Below are 16,672 nucleotides of genomic sequence, written 5' to 3'. Positions count from 1 at the left end.
GGGATCTTCGCTGCGCTTGATCCTGCTCGCCCGCCCCTCGCTACGCTTCGGGGACGGGAAGGGGCCGCGCCGCCTTGGCGGCGACCGGCCCGCCGGCCCGGCGCCGAGGGCGCCGTGCTCGGCATCCGCGAGCGAGGAGAGGTGACCGACGTGCCAGCCCGAGGCGGCCGACTGACCAGCGCGGGCAAGCGCGACCACCGGCACACCGTGAACCTCTCCGACGCCGAGCACGCGCTCTGGTCGGAGGCGTTCGCCGCGTCCGGCCGCAAGGAGTTCGGCGCCTGGATCCGCGCCGCGGTGAACGAGGCGCTCGGCCGACCCGGGCTCGGCGAACAGCCGGCGGTGCCGGAGGTGAACCACCTGGTCTTCGGCCAGCTCGCCGCGATCGGCAACAACCTCAACCAGATCGCCTACCAGGCGAACGTCTCCGGCTCGGTGCCGCCGGAGCTGCACGAGCGCCTGGCTGCCGCGATCGAGGCGGTCGGCGACGCCGCGCTGGTGATCCGGGGCATGAAGCCGCTCGACCTGGAACCCGACGACGAGGACCAGGCGGAGCCGGAGGACCCGGACGAGTGATCGCCAAGATCACCAAGGGGAAGAAGGCCCGCCCCGCCCTGGCCTACGACTTCGGGCCCGGCCGCCGCGACGAACACGAGAACGCCCGGATCGTCGCCGGGTCGGTGCCCGGCACCTGGCGCCAGGTCGGCCGGCTGATGGACACCCACGCCAAGCAGCGCGGCCTCAAGCAGCCGGTCTGGCGGTGCAGCCTCTCGCTGCCGGACGAGGACGGCGTGCTCGCCGACACCCAGTTCGCCGCCATCGCCGAGGAGTACATCGCGCGGATGGGCTTCGGGTCCTGCCCGTGGGTCGCGGTCCGCCATGGGCAGGACCACATCCACCTGACCGTGGTGCGGATCGGCTGGGACGGCCGCACCGTGGACGACCACGCCGACTTCATCAAGTCGATGCCGATCGTGCGGTCGCTGGAGAAGAAGCACGGCCTGGTGGACGCCTCCGAGCGGTCGAACCGCAACGCGCCGCAGGTCAGCGGTCAGGAGCGCGCCGCCTCGCAGAAGCGCGGCGCCGCCGAGCCCGAGCGCGAGCGGATCCGCCGCGAGGTCTGGGCAGCGCGGGACGCCGCCGCAGGCCGGGGACGGCCGGCCTTCGAGGCCGAGCTGACCCGCCGCGGCATCGACTTCAAGGCCAACGAGGCCAGCACCGGCCGCATGAACGGGTACTCGTTCTCTGTCCCGGCCTGGCTGGACGGAGACGGCCAGCAGGTCTGGATCACCGCGTCGAAGACCGCCCGGGATCTCGCCTGGCAGAAGCTCAAGCCCGTGCTGGAGCCTCCGGCCGAAGCGCCGGCGCCCGCCGCCGAACCCGGCCGTACGGTGGAAGAGGAGCGTGCCGCGGACCCCGCCGTGCAGCTGCTCGGCACGATGCGCGAGCGCGCCGCCCGAGAGCAGGCCGAGGCCCTGGTCGACCAGATGCGCCGCCGCCCGTTCGGCCTGCTCGGCGACCAGGAGCTGAGGTCGAGCGTGGTCACCCTGACGAACACCCTGGACACCCGGCAGAGCGCGTCGGCCGCCGAGGCGGCGACGTCGATGCGCCTGGACGGGATCGCCTCCGGGGTGGCCACTGGCCCGGTCCGCCAGTCGCTGCTGCAGCGCCGCGCCGCGCTCGCCCAGGCGGTCGGCTACGAGACCGAGGCGACCGCCCACGCCACCGCCGCCGACGAGAAGCGCAAGGCCGCAGCCGCCGCCCGCAAGGTGGCCGACGAGGCGGCCAAGCGCGCCGCCCAGCGCTGGCGGTTGCCCTCCTCGAAGAGGACCGAGGAAGGCATGGCGAAGACCGCGCTCGAGTTCGCCGAGCGGGCCGAGCGGGAGGCCGAGCGCCTGGACCGCGAAGCGGCCCGGGTGCTGGCGGTGGCCGAGTCGGTCGTCCCGGCCGGCACCACCGGCACGACGTACGCCGCCGCGCTGGAGGCGCTGGACAAGGGGTGGAAGCGCGAGGAGGCAGCGGCCCGCGCCGAGGACATGCGGCTCGCCCGGCTGCGCCTGATCGACCACGCCCCAGCCGCCCAGGCCGCCCGGGTCGCCGTCGCCCAGGCCCGCCAGCAGCTCGACCAGGCGCTCGCCGAACAGCAGCTCCGCGCTGGCCTTCCGGCCGAGCAGGCCGCCGCCGAGCAGCGGGTGCGCGAGCAGATCGCCCAGGCCGCCCGCGCCCGCGCGGCCGGGGGCAAGAGCGCCACCACCTCGCCCAGGCGCACGCCGCCGAAGAAGGCCGGCCCCACCACCAGCAAGCAGCCGCCGCGCCCGCCGCAGGGCTACGACCCGCGCGACCGAGGCCGCGGCCGAGGCCGGTAGCCGGGCTGAGGCCAGGGGTACCAGGGCCGCTTGCCGCGCCCTGGACCCAGGCCCAGGTCGGCACTCCCCGGCGCGCTCAGCGTGCGACCGCCCGACCCGCCGTTCGCGCCGGGAAGCACCGCCCCCGAGCGCCCGGCCGACCGCCGCCGAACGCGGTCCGGACAGCAGAAAGGCCGCCCAGGTCGGCGGCCGTATCGTCACTCGGGAGTGACGATACCTTGGTCCTCCAGATGATCAAGGTTCCCTTTGGAGTTCCCTACGGAGTCCTCTTTGGAGTCTCCTACGGAGTTCCCTTTCGAGTTCCCTACGGAGTTCCCTTCGAAGGTCGGCGACGTCGGCGCGGACAAGGGGTCTGACCTGCGGGACAAGGGGTCGCTGGGACCGGTCTCGGGACGCCGACAACTTCCCTGTGGACCCTCTGCGGCGGCGATCCGGTCCAGGGCAGCCAGCACCTGGGCGCCGTCGGGCCACGCCGAAGGCCGGCGGTCCCGTGCTCAGAGCATCTGCAAGAGGTGTCTGATCGCCGCTCGGGTCGTGATGCATAGGAGTGGGTGCTCGGGGGTCGTGACCTTGATCATCTCGAAGTGTCTGAGGTGTGGTCGTTGTGGATCTTGAGTTCCTGGTCGTTGGTCTGGTGGTCCTTCGGCTCGGTGATGCAAGGGTGTGATGCCGGTGATCATGGTCGGCCGAAGGTAATGCACATGGTGTGGCGAGACGGGTGGTGCCGGTCGGCGGGGGCGGTCGTTGGGCAGGACATGAAGACGTGGTCGAGGTCGGTGGTCGAGGGCAGGGCGGTCGGCGGGTGCGGGCCGGTGCTGGTGCGGGGAGGGCCGGGTGGCGGGGGTCGGCGGTGACGGGGTCGGCGGCCTGGGTGGAGCCGGAGGGGACGGGGCGGCATCGGAGGCCGAGGGGTGAGCCTGCGCCGGAGGTTCCGCCAGCGCGGTACCAGCACCGCAAGCCGCGGCCGGAGGAGCTGCCGCCGCCGCCCGTGGTCGAGGTCCGGGTGCGGCCGGAGGAAGCCGAGGAGCGGGAGCCCGCGCCGGTCGTCTCGCTGCACGGCTACCGGCAGCGGCGCGGGCGCCGCCGGTAGGACAGCCCTCCCGGTACGTGAACTGGGTGACGTACGCCGAGCCCGGATCACGTACCAGTCAGCCCGGCCAGGCAGGATGGCGGGCATGAGCGACGAGGGCGAGCTGCTGCGCTGCATGTGGTGCCACGAGGAGTTCCGCCGGCCGAGCCCGATCGGCCGCACGCCGAGGTACTGCAAGCCCTCCCACCGGCAGCGCGCGAAGGAGGGCCGCAAGACGGACCGGGCGGTGTCGGCTGCCATCACCCGAGTGACGGCCGGGCCCGCCTCCATTTCGGCACGTCCCGAAACGAAGGGCGGTCGGAAGGGCGGCGCCGTGCCGGTCGCGGAGGAGCCATTGGCGCTGTGGTGATGAGCCGCCAGGCGCCGGCCTTTCGGTGCTCGACCGGCCATCGTCCTTGACCTCACGGGTCGGGGCCTGCGGGTCTCCCCCGGTGGACGGCTCGCGGTGGGTTGCCGCGTCCGGCCGGGGTCGAGCGGCTCGTCCGCCCCCTGGGCGGGCGACCCGGCCGGGAAGTTTCGGCCGCGGAGCTTGCGGAGCGGGTGAAAGTTCCTGGCCGGGCTTGGCCGAGCGGCCCCGGCCGGACGTGGCAGGGTTCGGAGGCGTCTGCCGGGGGAGACCCGCAGTGCTCTGGCCCGCACCACCCACCGGGGGTCAGGTCCAAGATCAACTGGGGCACCCTCCCTCGGGCGGATGGCCCGCCGGAGGCATCTCGGTGACGCGAGCCGGAGCACCCTCCGGCGGCAGGAACGGCGAAGGCCCGGCACCACCTGGTGCCGGGCCTTCGTGCTGGTCGGTCGGGGTCGGTCAGCCGGAGCGTGGCTTGTACGGGCGGACGGGTAGGCCCGCGGACTTGAGCCAGGCGTACAGCGTCTTCGGCGAGACCTCGCACAGCTCGCGGACGCGGGTGCGGACGTTGCCGGCCTTCACCGCCTTCACCGCCGCCGCCTTCACCTTCTCGTCCCACTCGGCGACGACCTTGTTGCGGTCGTGGACGACCTGCGCGAGCGCCTTGAGCGCGGCGGCCTGCTGCTCTTCCGGGATCTCAACCATGACCAGAGGATACGGCAAAGAACTCAGATGCAGAAGTGTTGTTCCCGGGGGAACTTTGCTGTAGCGTCTTCCTCAGCAAGACGGCCCCGGGTCGGTGGTTGCACACCGGCCCAGGGCCTTGACCAGCCCGTTCCTTGACTTCACCAAGGGAGGCCGATCCGCCATGGATCGTACCGTCACGGGGGCCCAGTCCCCCGACCAGTCCCGGCAGGCGCTCGCCGCCATCGCCGCCCAGGGCCAGGCCGCCGCCGAGGCCGCCGGCCAGGCCGCGACCCAGCTCGCCGAGGCCAGCCGCCAGCTCACCGCGCTGTCCGAGCAGATCACCCGCCAGCTCGGCGAGACGGGCGGTGCGCTGTGAACTACCGCATCGAGAAGCGCCAGGTCCAGGCGGTGCACGCCAACGGCACGCCGATCACCCGCACCGAGGAGGTCCGGGTGCCGGTCCTGCCGAAGGACTGGGACCAGATCGCCATCCGGGCTGTGGTCACCCTGGTGCTCGCGCTGACCCTGGTGTCCGTCACCTGGTCCACCGTCAGCATCGGCTCGCTGCTCAAGGGCGGGGTCGGCTACGCCGCCGCCAGCATCTTCGACATCGCGTGGGCCGTCTGCCTGATCTTGGAGTGGATGGCCCGCTACGAACCGCGCAAGCGGGCCTTCCCCCGCTCGCTCGGCTGGGGCCTGCTGGTGGCGACCATGCTGTCGATCGGCGCGCACGGCGTGCTGATGATGCACAGCTGGGCCGCCGCGGTCATCGGCGCCGGGGTCAGCCTGTTCGCCAAGGTGCTCTGGCTCGGGGTGCTCCAGCACATCGACCGAGAGCTGTCCGCCGACGACCAGGCCCTGGTGGCTGCCGAGAAGAGCCGGGCCTACACCGCGCTGGCCCTGGCCTCCACCCGCCGCCAGGTCCGCAAGGTCGAGCAGTACGCCGCCGCCGAGCTGCTGGCGATGGAGAACGCCGGGTTCACCGTCCCGCCGGCGGTCGAGCTGGTGGACGTCGAGCCGGAGCCGGTCCGCACCCCGCAGACCCTGGGCCGTGCGGCCGAGGCGATCCGCACCGACTCCGAGCACGGCACCCAGGCCGCCCCGGAGACCGTCGCCGCGCTGGAGGCCGCCCGCGCCGATGGCTGGTCGGTCCAGGAGGTCTGGCAGGCCGCGATGGCCGGTCGGGTGCCATCCGGATATCCGGATGCGGCCGTATCCGGGCAGGTCAGCCGCCCGCAGGCCGACCAGCTCCGTCCGCAGCAGCCCGAGCGGGTGCCCGAGCAGGGAAACGGTCGGCTCAGCCTGGCCACCGCCGTACAGGTCCTGATGAACGGCGGGGTCACCGACCGCGCCCAGTTGGAGCTGCTGCTCCCCTCGCTGGTCGGAGGCCCGTTCAAGCCGGAGTCGCTCGACCGCGAGATGCGCAAACACCGCACCTGACAGGCCCCGGTCAGCTCAAGCTGATCACCGAAGACCGGCGGGGCGGGCGTCCGTCCGCCCCGCGCACCGCCAACCGCTCCCAGGGGGACCCCCGTTGGACGCCACGACCGAAGCCGCCATCCGCGCGTTCCTGCGCCTGCACAGCACCACCGAGGCGGTCTTCGCCGACCCGAACCACCCCGGCGCCGAGACCAGCCTCCAGGCCGCCGCGACCGAGGCCAACCAGTTGATGCGAGAGGCCGGCCTGCTCGGCCAGCCCGAGCACGTCATCTACGGCCTGGTCCGCGAGCTGGTCCCCACGTGGAAGCCCGCGACCAACCCGGACCGCCAGCTCTCCGCGCTGCTCATCCCGACCGGCCCGCTCGACCGCGCCCCGTCCGACCCGCGCTTCCGCCACACCGGCCAGCTCACCACCGGCCGGGACCGCCAGCTCATCCTGCGCGCGGTGCTCAGCCAGGCCGGAGTCCAGCTCGGCGACCACGACGAGCGTGTGCTGACCGCCCTGGCCGAAGAGTTCGAGTGGGGCACCTTCGCCACCGTGGCGAGCTGGATCCAGCGGGCCGCGGAATCCACTTCCCGCTGACACACCGCACAGCAACAATCACACCCTGCGCACCACGGCCCCGGCGGGCTCGGTTCAAGGCTTCGCCCGCCGGGACCTGACCTCCCGTCAGATCCAAGGAGGCACGGACAGCATGAACGCCGCTCCCCAGACGCCACAACCGGGCTTGACCAGCACCGACCAGAACCAGCCGGAGGACGACTCGATCTACGTCCCGGCTCTCCCGCCCGAGCCGGAGGAGGAGACCACCTCCACCCCGGCCGCCAAGGCCCCCGTGGCCAAGTCGCCCACCCGGGGCGGCATCCCGGCCGTGCCCGCGCTGACCATCGGCACCGGCTCGGCGGTCACCGCCGTGTCGTCGGCCGGGCTGGCCACCGGCCCCGCCGGAGCCATCGTCACCGCCGCTGTGCTGGCCACCGCCGCCACCGTGGCGGCCGTCGCCCGCGCCCCCCGCTCCCGCGCCGCCGGCCGAGGCGGAGGCCAGCGGGGCGGCCGGGTCCAGACGGCCCGCCGGGACGCGGCGAACCGCGCCGGGTCCGGGCAGACCGCCGGACACCGCAGCACCGGCCTGCTGACGCCCCGCCACGGCTCGATCGGCCGCCAGGGCGGCTCTCCGGCAGGGTCCCCGCTCTCGCTGCGCAAGGGCGCCGTCCCGGCCGCCCGGACCGCCAGCACGGCGGCCACCCGCACCGGCGGCCTCACGGCCGCAGGGACCCGGGCCGGGCTCGGCGCGGCCCGCCAGCACGCCCAGGCGGTCCGCCAGGCCCGCGCCGAGGCCGCCGCCCAGCCCCGGCGCCAGCAGCGCACCGAGCAGACCGCCGCCCGCCGCCAGGTCGCCGACGCCCGCCGCGAGGCGAAGCGCGAGGCCAAGGCCCGCCGCCAGGCCGCCGAGGCCCGCCCGACCCGGGGCGCCCACGCCGCCGGGCGGGTCAGCACCGCCGGCACCCCGGCGCGCGGCCGGATCGGCGACCGGCTGGAACGCCGCCGCCAGGGCCGCCGCCTGGTCCAGGACGCCAAGGCCCAGGGCCGGGTGGACCGGCGGGTGGCGGGCATCCGGGAGAAGGCCCGGATCCGCCAGGCCCAGGCCCAGGCCCGTGCCCGGGAGAAGGCCCGCTCCAAGGCCCTGCGCCGCTCCGCCGCCCGCTTCCACGGGCGCCGGGCGCTCGCCGCCCTGGCCGCCGCGCCGCTCGGCCTGCTGTCGATGTTGCTGTCCTGGCCGATGCGCAAGCTCGGCCTGGCCTCGCCGCAGTGGGGCCGGCGGGTCTACCGCCGCCTGATCGGCGCCGCGCTGACCGCCCGCCAGCAGCGCGACCAGCAGATCCACCAGGACGCCGACCAGACCGCCGCCCAGGACCAGCAGCAGCCGGCCGCCCAGGCCGACGAGGACACCGTTGAGCTGCGCAAGCTCGACCGCGTCTCCGACGCACCCCAGATCGACACCGACACCACCGCCCCGGCGGCCGACGCCGCCAGCATCTACCAGGGAGACCTCATGGGCCTGTTCGACTTCCGTGGCGCGGCCGAGGACATGCACACCCAGGCCCAGCAGGGCGAGATCAGCGGCATGCTCGCCGTCCTGCGCTCCATCGAGACGATGCCCGACGCCATCACCTACATCGCCAACACCTTCGGCGTGGTCGCCGAGCGGCTCTCCCCCGAGGAGGCCCCGCTCGACCCGGCCGTGACCGACTCCCTGATGGAGGTCTACGGCCTGCTGGTGAAGGCGGCCGACGCCGCCGCCGAGGTCGCCGAGGTCTTCAAGAAGAAGCACGAGCCGGAGATCCAGCGGCTGGAGGACCCGCGCACCGCCGAGGAGCTGTGGGACGTCAGCCGCAACAACGACGTCGAAGAGGACGTCTGACCGTCCGCCACCCGCGCCGGGGCCTCGCCGAGGCCCCGGCTCCAACCCCGAGAGGAGAGGCCAGCATGACCAGCACCGCGCCTGAGCAGACCATCACCATGCAGAAGGAGACCAAGGAGCCCAAGGCCCCGGCCAAGCCGCGCCCCGGCCGGATCCCGGTGGACTGGGTGGCCGGCCACGGCCCGGTCAGCGCCCCGCTGGCCATGGCCACCACCGCCACCGCCGTCGCCAGCCTCGGGTCCTGGACCGGCCTGCCCGCCGCCCTGCCCCTGGCTGTCGGCGCGGTCGGCGCCATCGCCCACGGCGGTGTCCAGGGCCTGCGCCAGCGGCTGTCCCGGCCGACCATCGTCACCCGGGCCACCGCCTGGCTGCTGGCGTCGGGGTGGACCAGCGCCGTGATCGCCACCGACCCCACCACCTGGTCCCCGACCGGCTGGTGGGTCGCGGCCGGCACCCTGGCCGCCGCCACCATCGGGGTCGGCAGCGGGCTGCACCACGCCGAGGTCCAGGAGGAGGCCGCCGAAGAGGAGCGGCTGTCCCGCGAGGCCGAGGCCGCGGCGAAGGAGCTGGAGACCGCGGACCGCGAGTTGGCCAAGGGCTGGATGGCGCTGATCCGCCACGTCACCCGCCAGCAGGGCATCCGCTGGACCGGCGGGTTCGAGCGCCGCCCGGACGGCTCCGGCTTCGGCATCGAGGTCGAGCTGCCGCTCGGCTACACCCTGGCCAGCCTCCAGGGCCACTCGTCCACCCTCGCCCAAGCCGCCCGCTTGCCGGTCGGCTGCCTGGTCCGGGTCACCGGCGCCGGGGTCCAGGGCCACGCCATCCTCGACATCGACCTGCGCGACACCAGCGCCGAGGTGCAGACCTACCCGCAGGACTACTCGCCGCTGTCGGTGCTCACCGGCATCCCGTGGGGCCTGAGCCGGGTCGGAGAGCTGGTCTACGTCTACCTGCGCGAGGCGTGCGGCCTGATCCTCGGTCCGCCCGGATCGGGCAAGACCACCCTGCTCGACGCCGTGCTCGCGGGCATGCTCCGCTGCGTCGACGTCGTCGTGTGGGGCATCGACCTGGGCAAGCGCGGCGGCGCCTTCCTGGACTGGCTCCAGACGTTCACCAGCGGCGAGTCCACCCGCCCCGCGATCGACTGGGTGGCCGGCACCCCGCAGGAGGCCGAGCTGATGCTCGCCGCCGCCGAGGCGATCTCCGACGCCCGCATCCCCGCGTACCGCCACCTGGCCATCCAGCAGGACCTGCGCGGCCTGCTGCCGGTCAGCGCCCAACTCCCCGAGATCATCATCGTGGTGGACGAGGGCGTGGAGGCCCTGGCCAGCACCAGCCGCGACCCGCTGATGGTCAGCATCCGCGAGCGGATCAAGCGGATCATGCGGACCGACCGCGAGGCGGGCGTGCGCACGATCCTCACCGCCACGGACGGCAACCTCGCCAGCATCGGCGACACCGTGATCAAGAAGCACGCCTCCGTGCGCGCCGCCCTCACCGCGACCGACCAGGATGGTGCCGGGGTGAGCAAGCTCTTCGGCACCGTCCGGGGCCTGGACCCGCGCCAGCTCCGAGCCAAGGGCTCCGGCGTCATCGGCGCCGGCGGCGAAGGCGGGTTCGCCCCGCAGCCGTTCCGCACCTGGAAGACCAGCCCGAGCTTCGCCCGCGAGGTCTGCCTGGCCACCGACCGGATCCGCCCGCGCCTGGACCAGGTCTCCGTCCAGGCCGCCGGAGCCGCGTACGCCTCGCGCTGGAGCGCCGAGCGGACCCCGTGGCTCGCCGAGCAGACCGGCGGGTCCACCCCGGCCGGGACGGCCGCCGGGTCGGCGCCGACCGCCGGCGGTTCCGTCCGCCAGGCGCCGAAGCTGTTCTCCCGCCCGGCCGGGACCGCCGGGGTCACCCCGGAGGAGCGGACCGAGATGGAGCGGGAGATGGAGCTCTTCCTCAAGAGCCTGGACCCGCCGACCGCGCCGACCGACAGCACCGGCGAGGACGGCAAGCCGGTCCTGCGACGGAGCCTCAACCTCCACAGCCGCGGCGGCCAGCAGGCGCCCCGGCCGGAGCCCGCCGCCGCCGATGCCGACTGGTTCGCCGCCGCCCTGGCGGTGCTCGCCGCCGCCGGGCCGGACACCTGGCTGTCCACCTCGCAGGTGCTGGAGCGGCTGCCGAAGGACGTCGCGGTGACCCGCCCCGCGCTCTCCGGCGCACTCGCCAAGGCCGCCCGCGAAGGCCGGATCCGCACCCGCGGAGCCGGTGGGCACACCGCCTACAGCATCAACGCAGCGTGATCGTTGTTGTTGTCGCCCCCGGGAAGGGACACCCCTTTCCCGGGGGCGCGGGACTGTCAACCAGCAAGAACAGCCAGAACAACAACGACGACAACAACAACGACGACAACCAAGAGTGACGAACCACCAGTGCCCGGGTCGGCCGCCGCCGACCCGGGCACCGCGCTGTCCGGGGCCGGACGCGGCCCCTTCGTTCGTTCCCTTGGGAATGATAGTTGTTCCCTGGGGTACTTTTCGGGTAGCGTGTGCAGCACCGCAGAAGCGGTCCAACCGGAGGGGAGAGCCACCCATGTGGCAGAGCATCATCACGATCGTCGGCACGCTGGCCGGAGCCGTCACGGCAGGGCTGATCCAGCAGCGCGCCACCCGCGCCGACCGCACCGCCGGCCTCGCCGAGGCCCGCCGCGCCGAGCGGGTCCAGGCCGTCACCGCGCTCGCGGTCGCGCTCGCCGACCATCGCCGGGCGATGGTCCTGCGCGAGGAGATCCGGCTCAACGAGGGCGCCGACTCCCCGGCCTACAAGGCCGCCCGGACCCAGAGCCACGAGACCCGGGCGGCCGTCACCGCCCCGCACGCCACTCTCGCCATCCTCGTGCCCGAGCTGGCCGCCACCGCCCAGGCCGCCGTCACCGCCGCCTACGCGATCCGGGGAGCCCAGCACGAGGGCTTCCTGGAGGTCGCCCGCGCCGAGGCGGTCCGCACCGCCGACGAGCTGATCGCCGCCGCCGCCCGCATCACCCGCTGACCACCGAGACCACGAAGGAGACCACTGTGTTCGCCACCGTCTTCCTGCTCCTGCTCACCTGCCACTGGCTCGCGGACTACCCCGGCCAGACGGACCGCCAGGCCAGCCGCAAGGCCGGGTGGACCGACGAGAACGGCCACCACCACCACGGCTGGTACGAGAACCTCGTGCACGCGGCCACCCACGTCGGCATCACCGCCGTGGTGCTGCTGCTGGCCGGGTGGCTCGCGCTCGGCCAGCACCCCAGCGCGGTCGGCCTGGCGGCCGGCCTTGCCTGGGTCGGCATCAGCCACAGCCTGATCGACCGCCGCCGAGGCGTCCGCTGGTGGATGGAGAACACCGGCCAGCAGGACTTCCTCGCCCACGGCGGCGCCGCCCACGTCGACCAGGCCGCACACGTCGGGCTCGGCCTGCTGCCCGCCGCGCTGCTGATCGCCCTGCTGTAGCAGGCGACTTCACCACAAACCCGCCCGAACTGCCGGGCCCAACCGAGAGGATCAGCACCATGACCGACAACAAGACGCCGTACGCCGCCGCCCGCACGGCCGCCGAGGCGATCCGCCAGCTCAACCACGACACCCTGAACGTCAGCGAGATGACCGCGCCCGAGATCAGCAGCGCGGTCCGGTCCCTGGCCGAGATGATCGACCGGCTCCCGCAGACCTTCGAGCAGCTCGCCCACCACCTGGAGAAGCAGCAGAAGGCCGGCGCCGTACGGATGGAGGACGGCCGCGACCCGGCCGAGCCCGTGGGCAAGGTGCTCACCGCGCTCCGCGAGGCCGTGGCGATCACCGAGCCGCCGAACCGCAACGAGTGGGGCACCCCGGGCGGCCCGCTCAGCCTCGCCCTGGCCGAGGCCAGCGGCTGGCTGTTCAACATGGGCGCCGAGTTCGGCGACGAGGAGACCGAGGCGTGAGCCCCGACCCGCAGACCGGCCAGGGCTTCGAGGCGCCGGCCCCGGCCGAGGCGTACGCCAACGCCCCGGACCTCCTGGTCGAGGGCGCCCACCTCACCCGGCTCCAGATCCGGCTCACCACCGCCGGCAGCACCCTGCCGACCCAGCCGGTCCCCTACGGCACCACGGAGTGGCTGCGGCTGCGGCCCGAGCGGGAGTACCGCCTTCGGGTCGCCGCCCTCACCGACCGGCTCGCCCTCCAGACCGGATCCGCGGACGACGTCACCGAGGCCGCCCGCCGCGCGCACGAACTCCTCCAGCTCGACCGGCTGCTCGGCGGAGGGCTCGGCCCGATCGGCCCCGACTCCCCCGAGTGGGACCCCAGCGCCCGCCCGTACGTCCGCCAGGAGTACCCGGCCTGGCTCGGCCCGGTGCCGAACTTCGACGAGCGCACCGACGTCCCGAACCTCCCCGAGCCCTGCGACGCCTACGACTACGTCGGCGAGAACCACTGGTGCCGCCGCTGCGGCTGGGGCCTCAACGCCCACCCGGGCGAGGCGTACGAGGGTTTCACCGACGACACCGCGCCGTTCACCGCAGACGACGCCTTCGACCACGACCACCACCACCCGGAAGGAATCTGATGACCGCCACCGCGACCGAGACCGAGAACCCCTGGGGCAGCGAGCGGCCCTGGCTCACCGCCGACACCGTGGTGATCCGGCGCGACGAGGTCCTGCTGATCCAGCGCGCGGACGAGCCGCACAAGGGCAGTTGGGCCCTGCCGGGCGGCTACGTCGACAAGGGCGAGGCGTCCAGGAAGGGGGCTGCGCGCGAGCTGGAGGAGGAGGCCGGCATCGTGGCGGACCCGGCGGAGCTGGTCCAGGTGGGCGCCTACGACGCCCCCGACCGCGACCCGCGCGAGCGGGTGGTCACCATCGCCTACCTGCTGGAGGTGGCCTCCGGCGTGACGGCGGTGGCCGGGGACGACGCCGCCGCCGTCGCCTGGTGGCCGCTGGCCGAGCTGCCGCCGCTCGCGTTCGACCACGCCGAGATCCTGGCGGACGCGGTCCGCCTGCTGGCCACGAAGGAGAACTGACCCGGTGTCCAACACCCAGACGATCAACCAGAAGGCGCTCAACCCGCCGCGAGGCGAGTGCCGGCAGTGCTGGCTGCACGCCTACGCCAGCCGCCAGGCGCACGCCCACCTGGGGTGGCGGGAGGACTGCCCGGACTGCGTGGACCACATGAAGAACGGTCACCCGGCAGACATGATCGTGGTCTGACCAGTAGAAACACCGAGGGCCGGTCCCCGTGGACGGGGGACCGGCCCTTGATGGTCTTCCAGGTCACACCGAGAACTTCCGCGCGGTACGTCCCGTTGACCGCAGTAGTACGGCATGATCTCAACCAGCCTGAAAAGCAAGAGGACCGGGTGGTGGAACACCCGGCCTCTCTGTGGATCAGGTCCCTTAAAGAATTCGCTGGCCGCGAGTACACACGAGGACCCAACCCATTGATGCCCAGGGTAATGGGTAGTGCCGACATCGGCGCAACACCCACCCAAGAGATTTCGGCCACCGCGCCCGACGCGGCTCCCGCCCCTGCGGTCGAGCCCTCCGGCGACGCTGGCCGTTCGCGTACCAAGATCACGAAGGCTCGGAGCGAGGTGCCGACCGGCACCCCCGAGCCCTCCGTCCCGCCCGCCCGTGCGACGAAGCGCCCGCGCTGCGGGCTGTGCCACAAGCGGATCACCAACGCCAGCAGTGGCCGGACCAAGACCTGGTGCAGCGACGCCTGTCGGAAGCGGGCAAAGCGCATCATTTCGGGCGGCGACGTGTCCGGATTCGATTCGGACGTTTCCGCAGGTCAGACCGGCTTTTCGGGCCGCAACGGCGGCCAACTTGGTAATGGGTTGACAGAGTTTTCCCCGTCAGGGTCTGCCGGGCTCGGCGAGGACACGGCTGCGCGGGTGGCCGAAGCGGCGGCCCGCCGCAAGCCGGTGCCCCCGCCGGTCCGCCGCTGGCAGGGCCGGAAGGTGCTCAACCGCATCACCCAGCACGGCGCGTGCGCGGGCTGCGGGAAGCGGGTCCTGGACCCGGACAGCGGCGTGATCCACGCCCGGTCCACCAAGGGCTACGCCGTCACCCTCGGCCTGGTCCGCTGCGGGCGGATCTGGTTCTGCCCGGAGTGCAGCTCGGCGATCCGCCGAGGCCGGACCGAGGAGGTCAAGACCGGCGCGCTCCGCTGGCTCGCCAAGGGCGGCATCCTCGCCTTCGTCGTGCTGACCGCCCGCCACAACCACAACACCGCCCTGGCCCACCTCGCCGCGGCGATGTGGGGCGAGGCGATGACCGACGCGGACGGCGAGGCGGTCCGAGACCGCTCAGGCCGGGCCCGCCGAGCGCCCGGCGCGTACCAGCGCCTGCTCACCGACCCCGCGTTCTACGGGCGGAACGAGGCCACCCGGACCTGGACCCGCAAGGACGGCTCGATCGGCACGTCGGTCCGGCCGGCCACCCCGGGCATCCGCCACCGGATCGGCTACGTCGGCATGGTCCGGGCCTCCGAGGTCACGCGGAGCCAGAAGAACGGCTGGCACCCGCACATGAACCTCCTCGGGTTCCTGGGCGGCCAGCTCGACGGCACCCCGGCCAAGGGCAAGGTCGTCGGGCACTTCGAGCCCACCGAGGAAGCGCTGGAGGAGTGGGAGGACTGGCTGCGCGGCCTGTGGACCAGCGCCCTGCGCAAGGCCGACCCCAGCTTCGAGCCGTCCACCGACTGCCAGATCCCGGGCTGCAAGTGCAAGGGCAAGGGCCACGGCGTCACCGTCCACATCATCCGGTCCGCCGACGACAAGGCCCTGCTGGAGTACCTGACGAAGGTGCAGGACGGGAAGCCGCCGTCCGACTCGGTCAAGGGCGACCTGGACGCCGCCGGCGGCGCCGCGCTGGAGACCGCCAACGCCAGCAGCAAGACCGGCCGGGGCCGGAAGACCATGACGCCGTTCCAGATGCTCTACCGGCTCTGGGACATCGAGGTCGGCGGGCTCGACCCCCGCGAGGCCGAGGGCTACGGCACCGTCGAACAGTGCCGGGCCTGGTGGTGGGAGTACGAGCAGGCCCTGGCCGGACGCCGGGCGATCGAGTGGACCCGGGGCCTGCGCGGCCACGTGGACATGGTCGGCGACGACTCCGAGGAGTCCGACCTGCTGTACGTCTACGAGCCCGACAAGGCCCCGCTGACCGGCGGTGTCGTCATGACCCCCGACGCCCACGCCACGGTGGTCGGTGCCGACGCCGAGATGGACGTCAAGGAGATCATCGAGTCGGAGTGCTACGACTCCGTCGCGGACCTGGTCGCCGGGCTCGGCGGTCGCCGCAACCACGTCCGCATCGCCACCGCCGAGGAACTCGCCGAGGCCCAGGAGGCGCTGTACGCCCGCGTCCTGGCCCGCCGTGAGGAGCTGGAGCGGCAGGCCCGCATCGCCGAGTACGAGGCGGACCAGGCCGCGCTGGAGCGCGAGCGGCTGCTGGCCGGTCAACCTGCGTTGCCCCACCCCACCCACCCGCACGAGTGAGAGAGCGAGACCACCCCATGACCGAGCAGGAGATGCGACGGCTGCAACTGGCCTGGGACCAGGCCATCGACGCCGGGCTGATGGACGACGGCACCGACGTGAACTACCGGGTCACCCCGGACGGCTCGGTGCTCTCCGACGCGATCGGCCGCGACGGCCAGCTCCTGGTGGACGGGCGCGAGCTGACCGGCCAGTGGGCGGCCGAGCTTCGCCGGACGAAGCCGGTCTTCGCCGGGCTGATCGACAACTTCGAGCAGATCAGCAGCCGCTGGACCCGACTCTCGGACATGGGCGCGTGCGGCCACTCCCCCGTCCGCCCGGTCCGGCCCGGCGCGGCGTTCGGCCTGTGAGCGCCCGCCGCCCGCTCGGTCCCGGCTTCGACCGCGAGCGCCAGGCCGTCGCCGACGTCGCCCCCCACCGCTCCGGCCGGACCGCCGCCGAGCTGGCCGCGCTCGCCACGGATCCGCCGGCGGTCGAGCGCCCCGTCGCGCCGACCGGCCGCCGCCCGCTCGCCGTTCCCCCGGGGCGGACGCTGTGGGACCAGGCGCCGTCAGCCGGCTGACCCGGGTGGCCGCTCCCTCCGGCGCGAGCGCCGGAGCACGGGCCCAGGGGCCCGTGCGCGAGGGTGACCGACGCTCGGTCAGGAGCCGCTCGGGCCCTCCCGACCCAGGTCAGAGGGCATCTGGACGGCACGGCGGATGAGTCGGGAGCGAGCTAGGGATCTTCGCTGCGCTTGATCCTGCTCGCCCGCCCCTCGCTACGCTTCGGGGACGGGAAGGGGCCGCGCCGCCTTGGCGGCGACCGGCCCGCCG

18 protein-coding genes are annotated in these 16,672 nt (G+C 73.7%); 17 read left to right on the top strand and 1 reads right to left on the bottom strand.

Annotated elements, in window-relative coordinates; all coding sequences use genetic code 11:
* Positions 1-141: 141 nt before the first annotated feature.
* The 3 genes from mobC to ACFY4B_RS41975 all read left to right on the top strand — a co-directional run bounded on the left by mobC (position 142) and on the right by ACFY4B_RS41975 (position 3,805).
* The gene (gene mobC / locus ACFY4B_RS41985; protein ID WP_387976992.1) at positions 142-576 is read left to right on the top strand and encodes a plasmid mobilization relaxosome protein MobC; all 435 of its coding nucleotides are present in this window, start codon (positions 142-144) and stop codon (positions 574-576) included.
* On the top strand, positions 573-2,366 hold the full coding sequence (locus ACFY4B_RS41980; protein ID WP_387976989.1) for a relaxase/mobilization nuclease domain-containing protein: 1,794 nt from the start codon (positions 573-575) through the stop codon (positions 2,364-2,366). The genes mobC and ACFY4B_RS41980 overlap by 4 nt, the downstream gene beginning before the upstream one ends.
* 1,175 nt (positions 2,367-3,541) lie before the next feature.
* Complete coding sequence (locus tag ACFY4B_RS41975) at positions 3,542-3,805, top strand: hypothetical protein (protein WP_387976986.1); 264 nt, start codon at positions 3,542-3,544, stop codon at positions 3,803-3,805.
* A gap of 456 nt (positions 3,806-4,261) precedes the next feature.
* On the opposite strand, the gene ACFY4B_RS41970 is transcribed toward ACFY4B_RS41975, so the two are convergent.
* A complete protein-coding gene (locus tag ACFY4B_RS41970; protein ID WP_387976983.1) occupies positions 4,262-4,507 on the bottom strand; it encodes a hypothetical protein in 246 nt (81 codons plus the stop codon).
* A gap of 163 nt (positions 4,508-4,670) precedes the next feature.
* Here ACFY4B_RS41970 and ACFY4B_RS41965 point away from each other — a divergent pair, with 163 nt between their 5' ends.
* The 14 genes from ACFY4B_RS41965 (at position 4,671) to ACFY4B_RS41900 (ending at position 16,422) form a co-directional block, all read left to right on the top strand.
* The gene (locus ACFY4B_RS41965) at positions 4,671-4,865 is read left to right on the top strand and encodes a hypothetical protein (protein ID WP_387976980.1); all 195 of its coding nucleotides are present in this window, start codon (positions 4,671-4,673) and stop codon (positions 4,863-4,865) included.
* Positions 4,862-5,929 carry a hypothetical protein gene (locus ACFY4B_RS41960; protein ID WP_387976977.1) on the top strand — a complete coding sequence of 356 codons (1,068 nt, stop codon included), beginning with the start codon at positions 4,862-4,864 and terminating at the stop codon, positions 5,927-5,929. The genes ACFY4B_RS41965 and ACFY4B_RS41960 overlap by 4 nt, the downstream gene beginning before the upstream one ends.
* A 94-nt stretch (positions 5,930-6,023) precedes the next feature.
* On the top strand, positions 6,024-6,512 hold the full coding sequence (locus ACFY4B_RS41955) for a hypothetical protein (protein WP_387976974.1): 489 nt from the start codon (positions 6,024-6,026) through the stop codon (positions 6,510-6,512).
* A 112-nt stretch (positions 6,513-6,624) separates the two neighbouring features.
* On the top strand, positions 6,625-8,352 hold the full coding sequence (locus ACFY4B_RS41950; RefSeq protein WP_387976971.1) for a hypothetical protein: 1,728 nt from the start codon (positions 6,625-6,627) through the stop codon (positions 8,350-8,352).
* 65 nt (positions 8,353-8,417) lie between these two features.
* On the top strand, positions 8,418-10,640 hold the full coding sequence (locus ACFY4B_RS41945) for a hypothetical protein (protein ID WP_387976968.1): 2,223 nt from the start codon (positions 8,418-8,420) through the stop codon (positions 10,638-10,640).
* Between the two features lie 289 nt (positions 10,641-10,929).
* Positions 10,930-11,385, top strand: coding sequence for a protein kilB (locus tag ACFY4B_RS41940; RefSeq protein ID WP_387976965.1), 456 nt, complete (start codon positions 10,930-10,932; stop codon positions 11,383-11,385).
* Between the two features lie 26 nt (positions 11,386-11,411).
* Positions 11,412-11,831 (top strand): DUF3307 domain-containing protein, encoded by a 420-nt coding sequence (locus ACFY4B_RS41935; protein ID WP_387976962.1) that lies wholly within the window; start codon positions 11,412-11,414, stop codon positions 11,829-11,831.
* 59 nt (positions 11,832-11,890) lie between these two features.
* Positions 11,891-12,301, top strand: coding sequence for a hypothetical protein (locus tag ACFY4B_RS41930; protein ID WP_387976959.1), 411 nt, complete (start codon positions 11,891-11,893; stop codon positions 12,299-12,301).
* A complete protein-coding gene (locus tag ACFY4B_RS41925; RefSeq protein ID WP_387976956.1) occupies positions 12,298-12,924 on the top strand; it encodes a hypothetical protein in 627 nt (208 codons plus the stop codon). Before ACFY4B_RS41930 ends, ACFY4B_RS41925 begins: the two co-directional genes overlap by 4 nt.
* On the top strand, positions 12,924-13,379 hold the full coding sequence (locus ACFY4B_RS41920; RefSeq protein WP_387976953.1) for an NUDIX domain-containing protein: 456 nt from the start codon (positions 12,924-12,926) through the stop codon (positions 13,377-13,379). Before ACFY4B_RS41925 ends, ACFY4B_RS41920 begins: the two co-directional genes overlap by 1 nt.
* A 4-nt stretch (positions 13,380-13,383) precedes the next feature.
* A complete protein-coding gene (locus ACFY4B_RS41915) occupies positions 13,384-13,566 on the top strand; it encodes a pRL2-8 (protein ID WP_387976951.1) in 183 nt (60 codons plus the stop codon).
* A gap of 686 nt (positions 13,567-14,252) precedes the next feature.
* Positions 14,253-15,860, top strand: coding sequence for a replication protein (locus tag ACFY4B_RS41910; RefSeq protein WP_387976948.1), 1,608 nt, complete (start codon positions 14,253-14,255; stop codon positions 15,858-15,860).
* Between the two features lie 17 nt (positions 15,861-15,877).
* Positions 15,878-16,210 (top strand): hypothetical protein, encoded by a 333-nt coding sequence (locus ACFY4B_RS41905; protein WP_387976945.1) that lies wholly within the window; start codon positions 15,878-15,880, stop codon positions 16,208-16,210.
* Positions 16,207-16,422: a hypothetical protein gene (locus tag ACFY4B_RS41900; RefSeq protein ID WP_387976942.1), complete on the top strand. Its 216-nt coding sequence runs from the start codon at positions 16,207-16,209 to the stop codon at positions 16,420-16,422. The genes ACFY4B_RS41905 and ACFY4B_RS41900 overlap by 4 nt, the downstream gene beginning before the upstream one ends.
* Positions 16,423-16,672: the final 250 nt, after the last annotated feature.

Origin of the sequence: Kitasatospora sp. NPDC001261 (assembly GCF_042896795.1) — a bacterium.
In the GTDB taxonomy this organism is placed as follows: Bacteria; Actinomycetota; Actinomycetes; order Streptomycetales; family Streptomycetaceae; genus Kitasatospora.
The sequence above is the reverse complement of the archived record's forward strand: the minus strand, read 5'-3'. Positions and strand labels throughout refer to the sequence as shown.

Excerpts from the sequence above, each read along its gene's own strand:
- ACFY4B_RS41975 (WP_387976986.1), top strand. The coding sequence starts at position 3,542 with ATGAGCGACGAGGGCGAGCTGCTGCGCTGCATGTGGTGCCACGAGGAG.
- ACFY4B_RS41970 (WP_387976983.1), bottom strand. The coding sequence starts at position 4,507 with ATGGTTGAGATCCCGGAAGAGCAGCAGGCCGCCGCGCTCAAGGCGCTC.
- ACFY4B_RS41965 (WP_387976980.1), top strand. The coding sequence starts at position 4,671 with ATGGATCGTACCGTCACGGGGGCCCAGTCCCCCGACCAGTCCCGGCAG.
- ACFY4B_RS41950 (WP_387976971.1), top strand. The coding sequence starts at position 6,625 with ATGAACGCCGCTCCCCAGACGCCACAACCGGGCTTGACCAGCACCGAC.
- ACFY4B_RS41945 (WP_387976968.1), top strand. The coding sequence starts at position 8,418 with ATGACCAGCACCGCGCCTGAGCAGACCATCACCATGCAGAAGGAGACC.
- ACFY4B_RS41940 (WP_387976965.1), top strand. The coding sequence starts at position 10,930 with ATGTGGCAGAGCATCATCACGATCGTCGGCACGCTGGCCGGAGCCGTC.
- ACFY4B_RS41930 (WP_387976959.1), top strand. The coding sequence starts at position 11,891 with ATGACCGACAACAAGACGCCGTACGCCGCCGCCCGCACGGCCGCCGAG.
- ACFY4B_RS41920 (WP_387976953.1), top strand. The coding sequence starts at position 12,924 with ATGACCGCCACCGCGACCGAGACCGAGAACCCCTGGGGCAGCGAGCGG.
- ACFY4B_RS41905 (WP_387976945.1), top strand. The coding sequence starts at position 15,878 with ATGACCGAGCAGGAGATGCGACGGCTGCAACTGGCCTGGGACCAGGCC.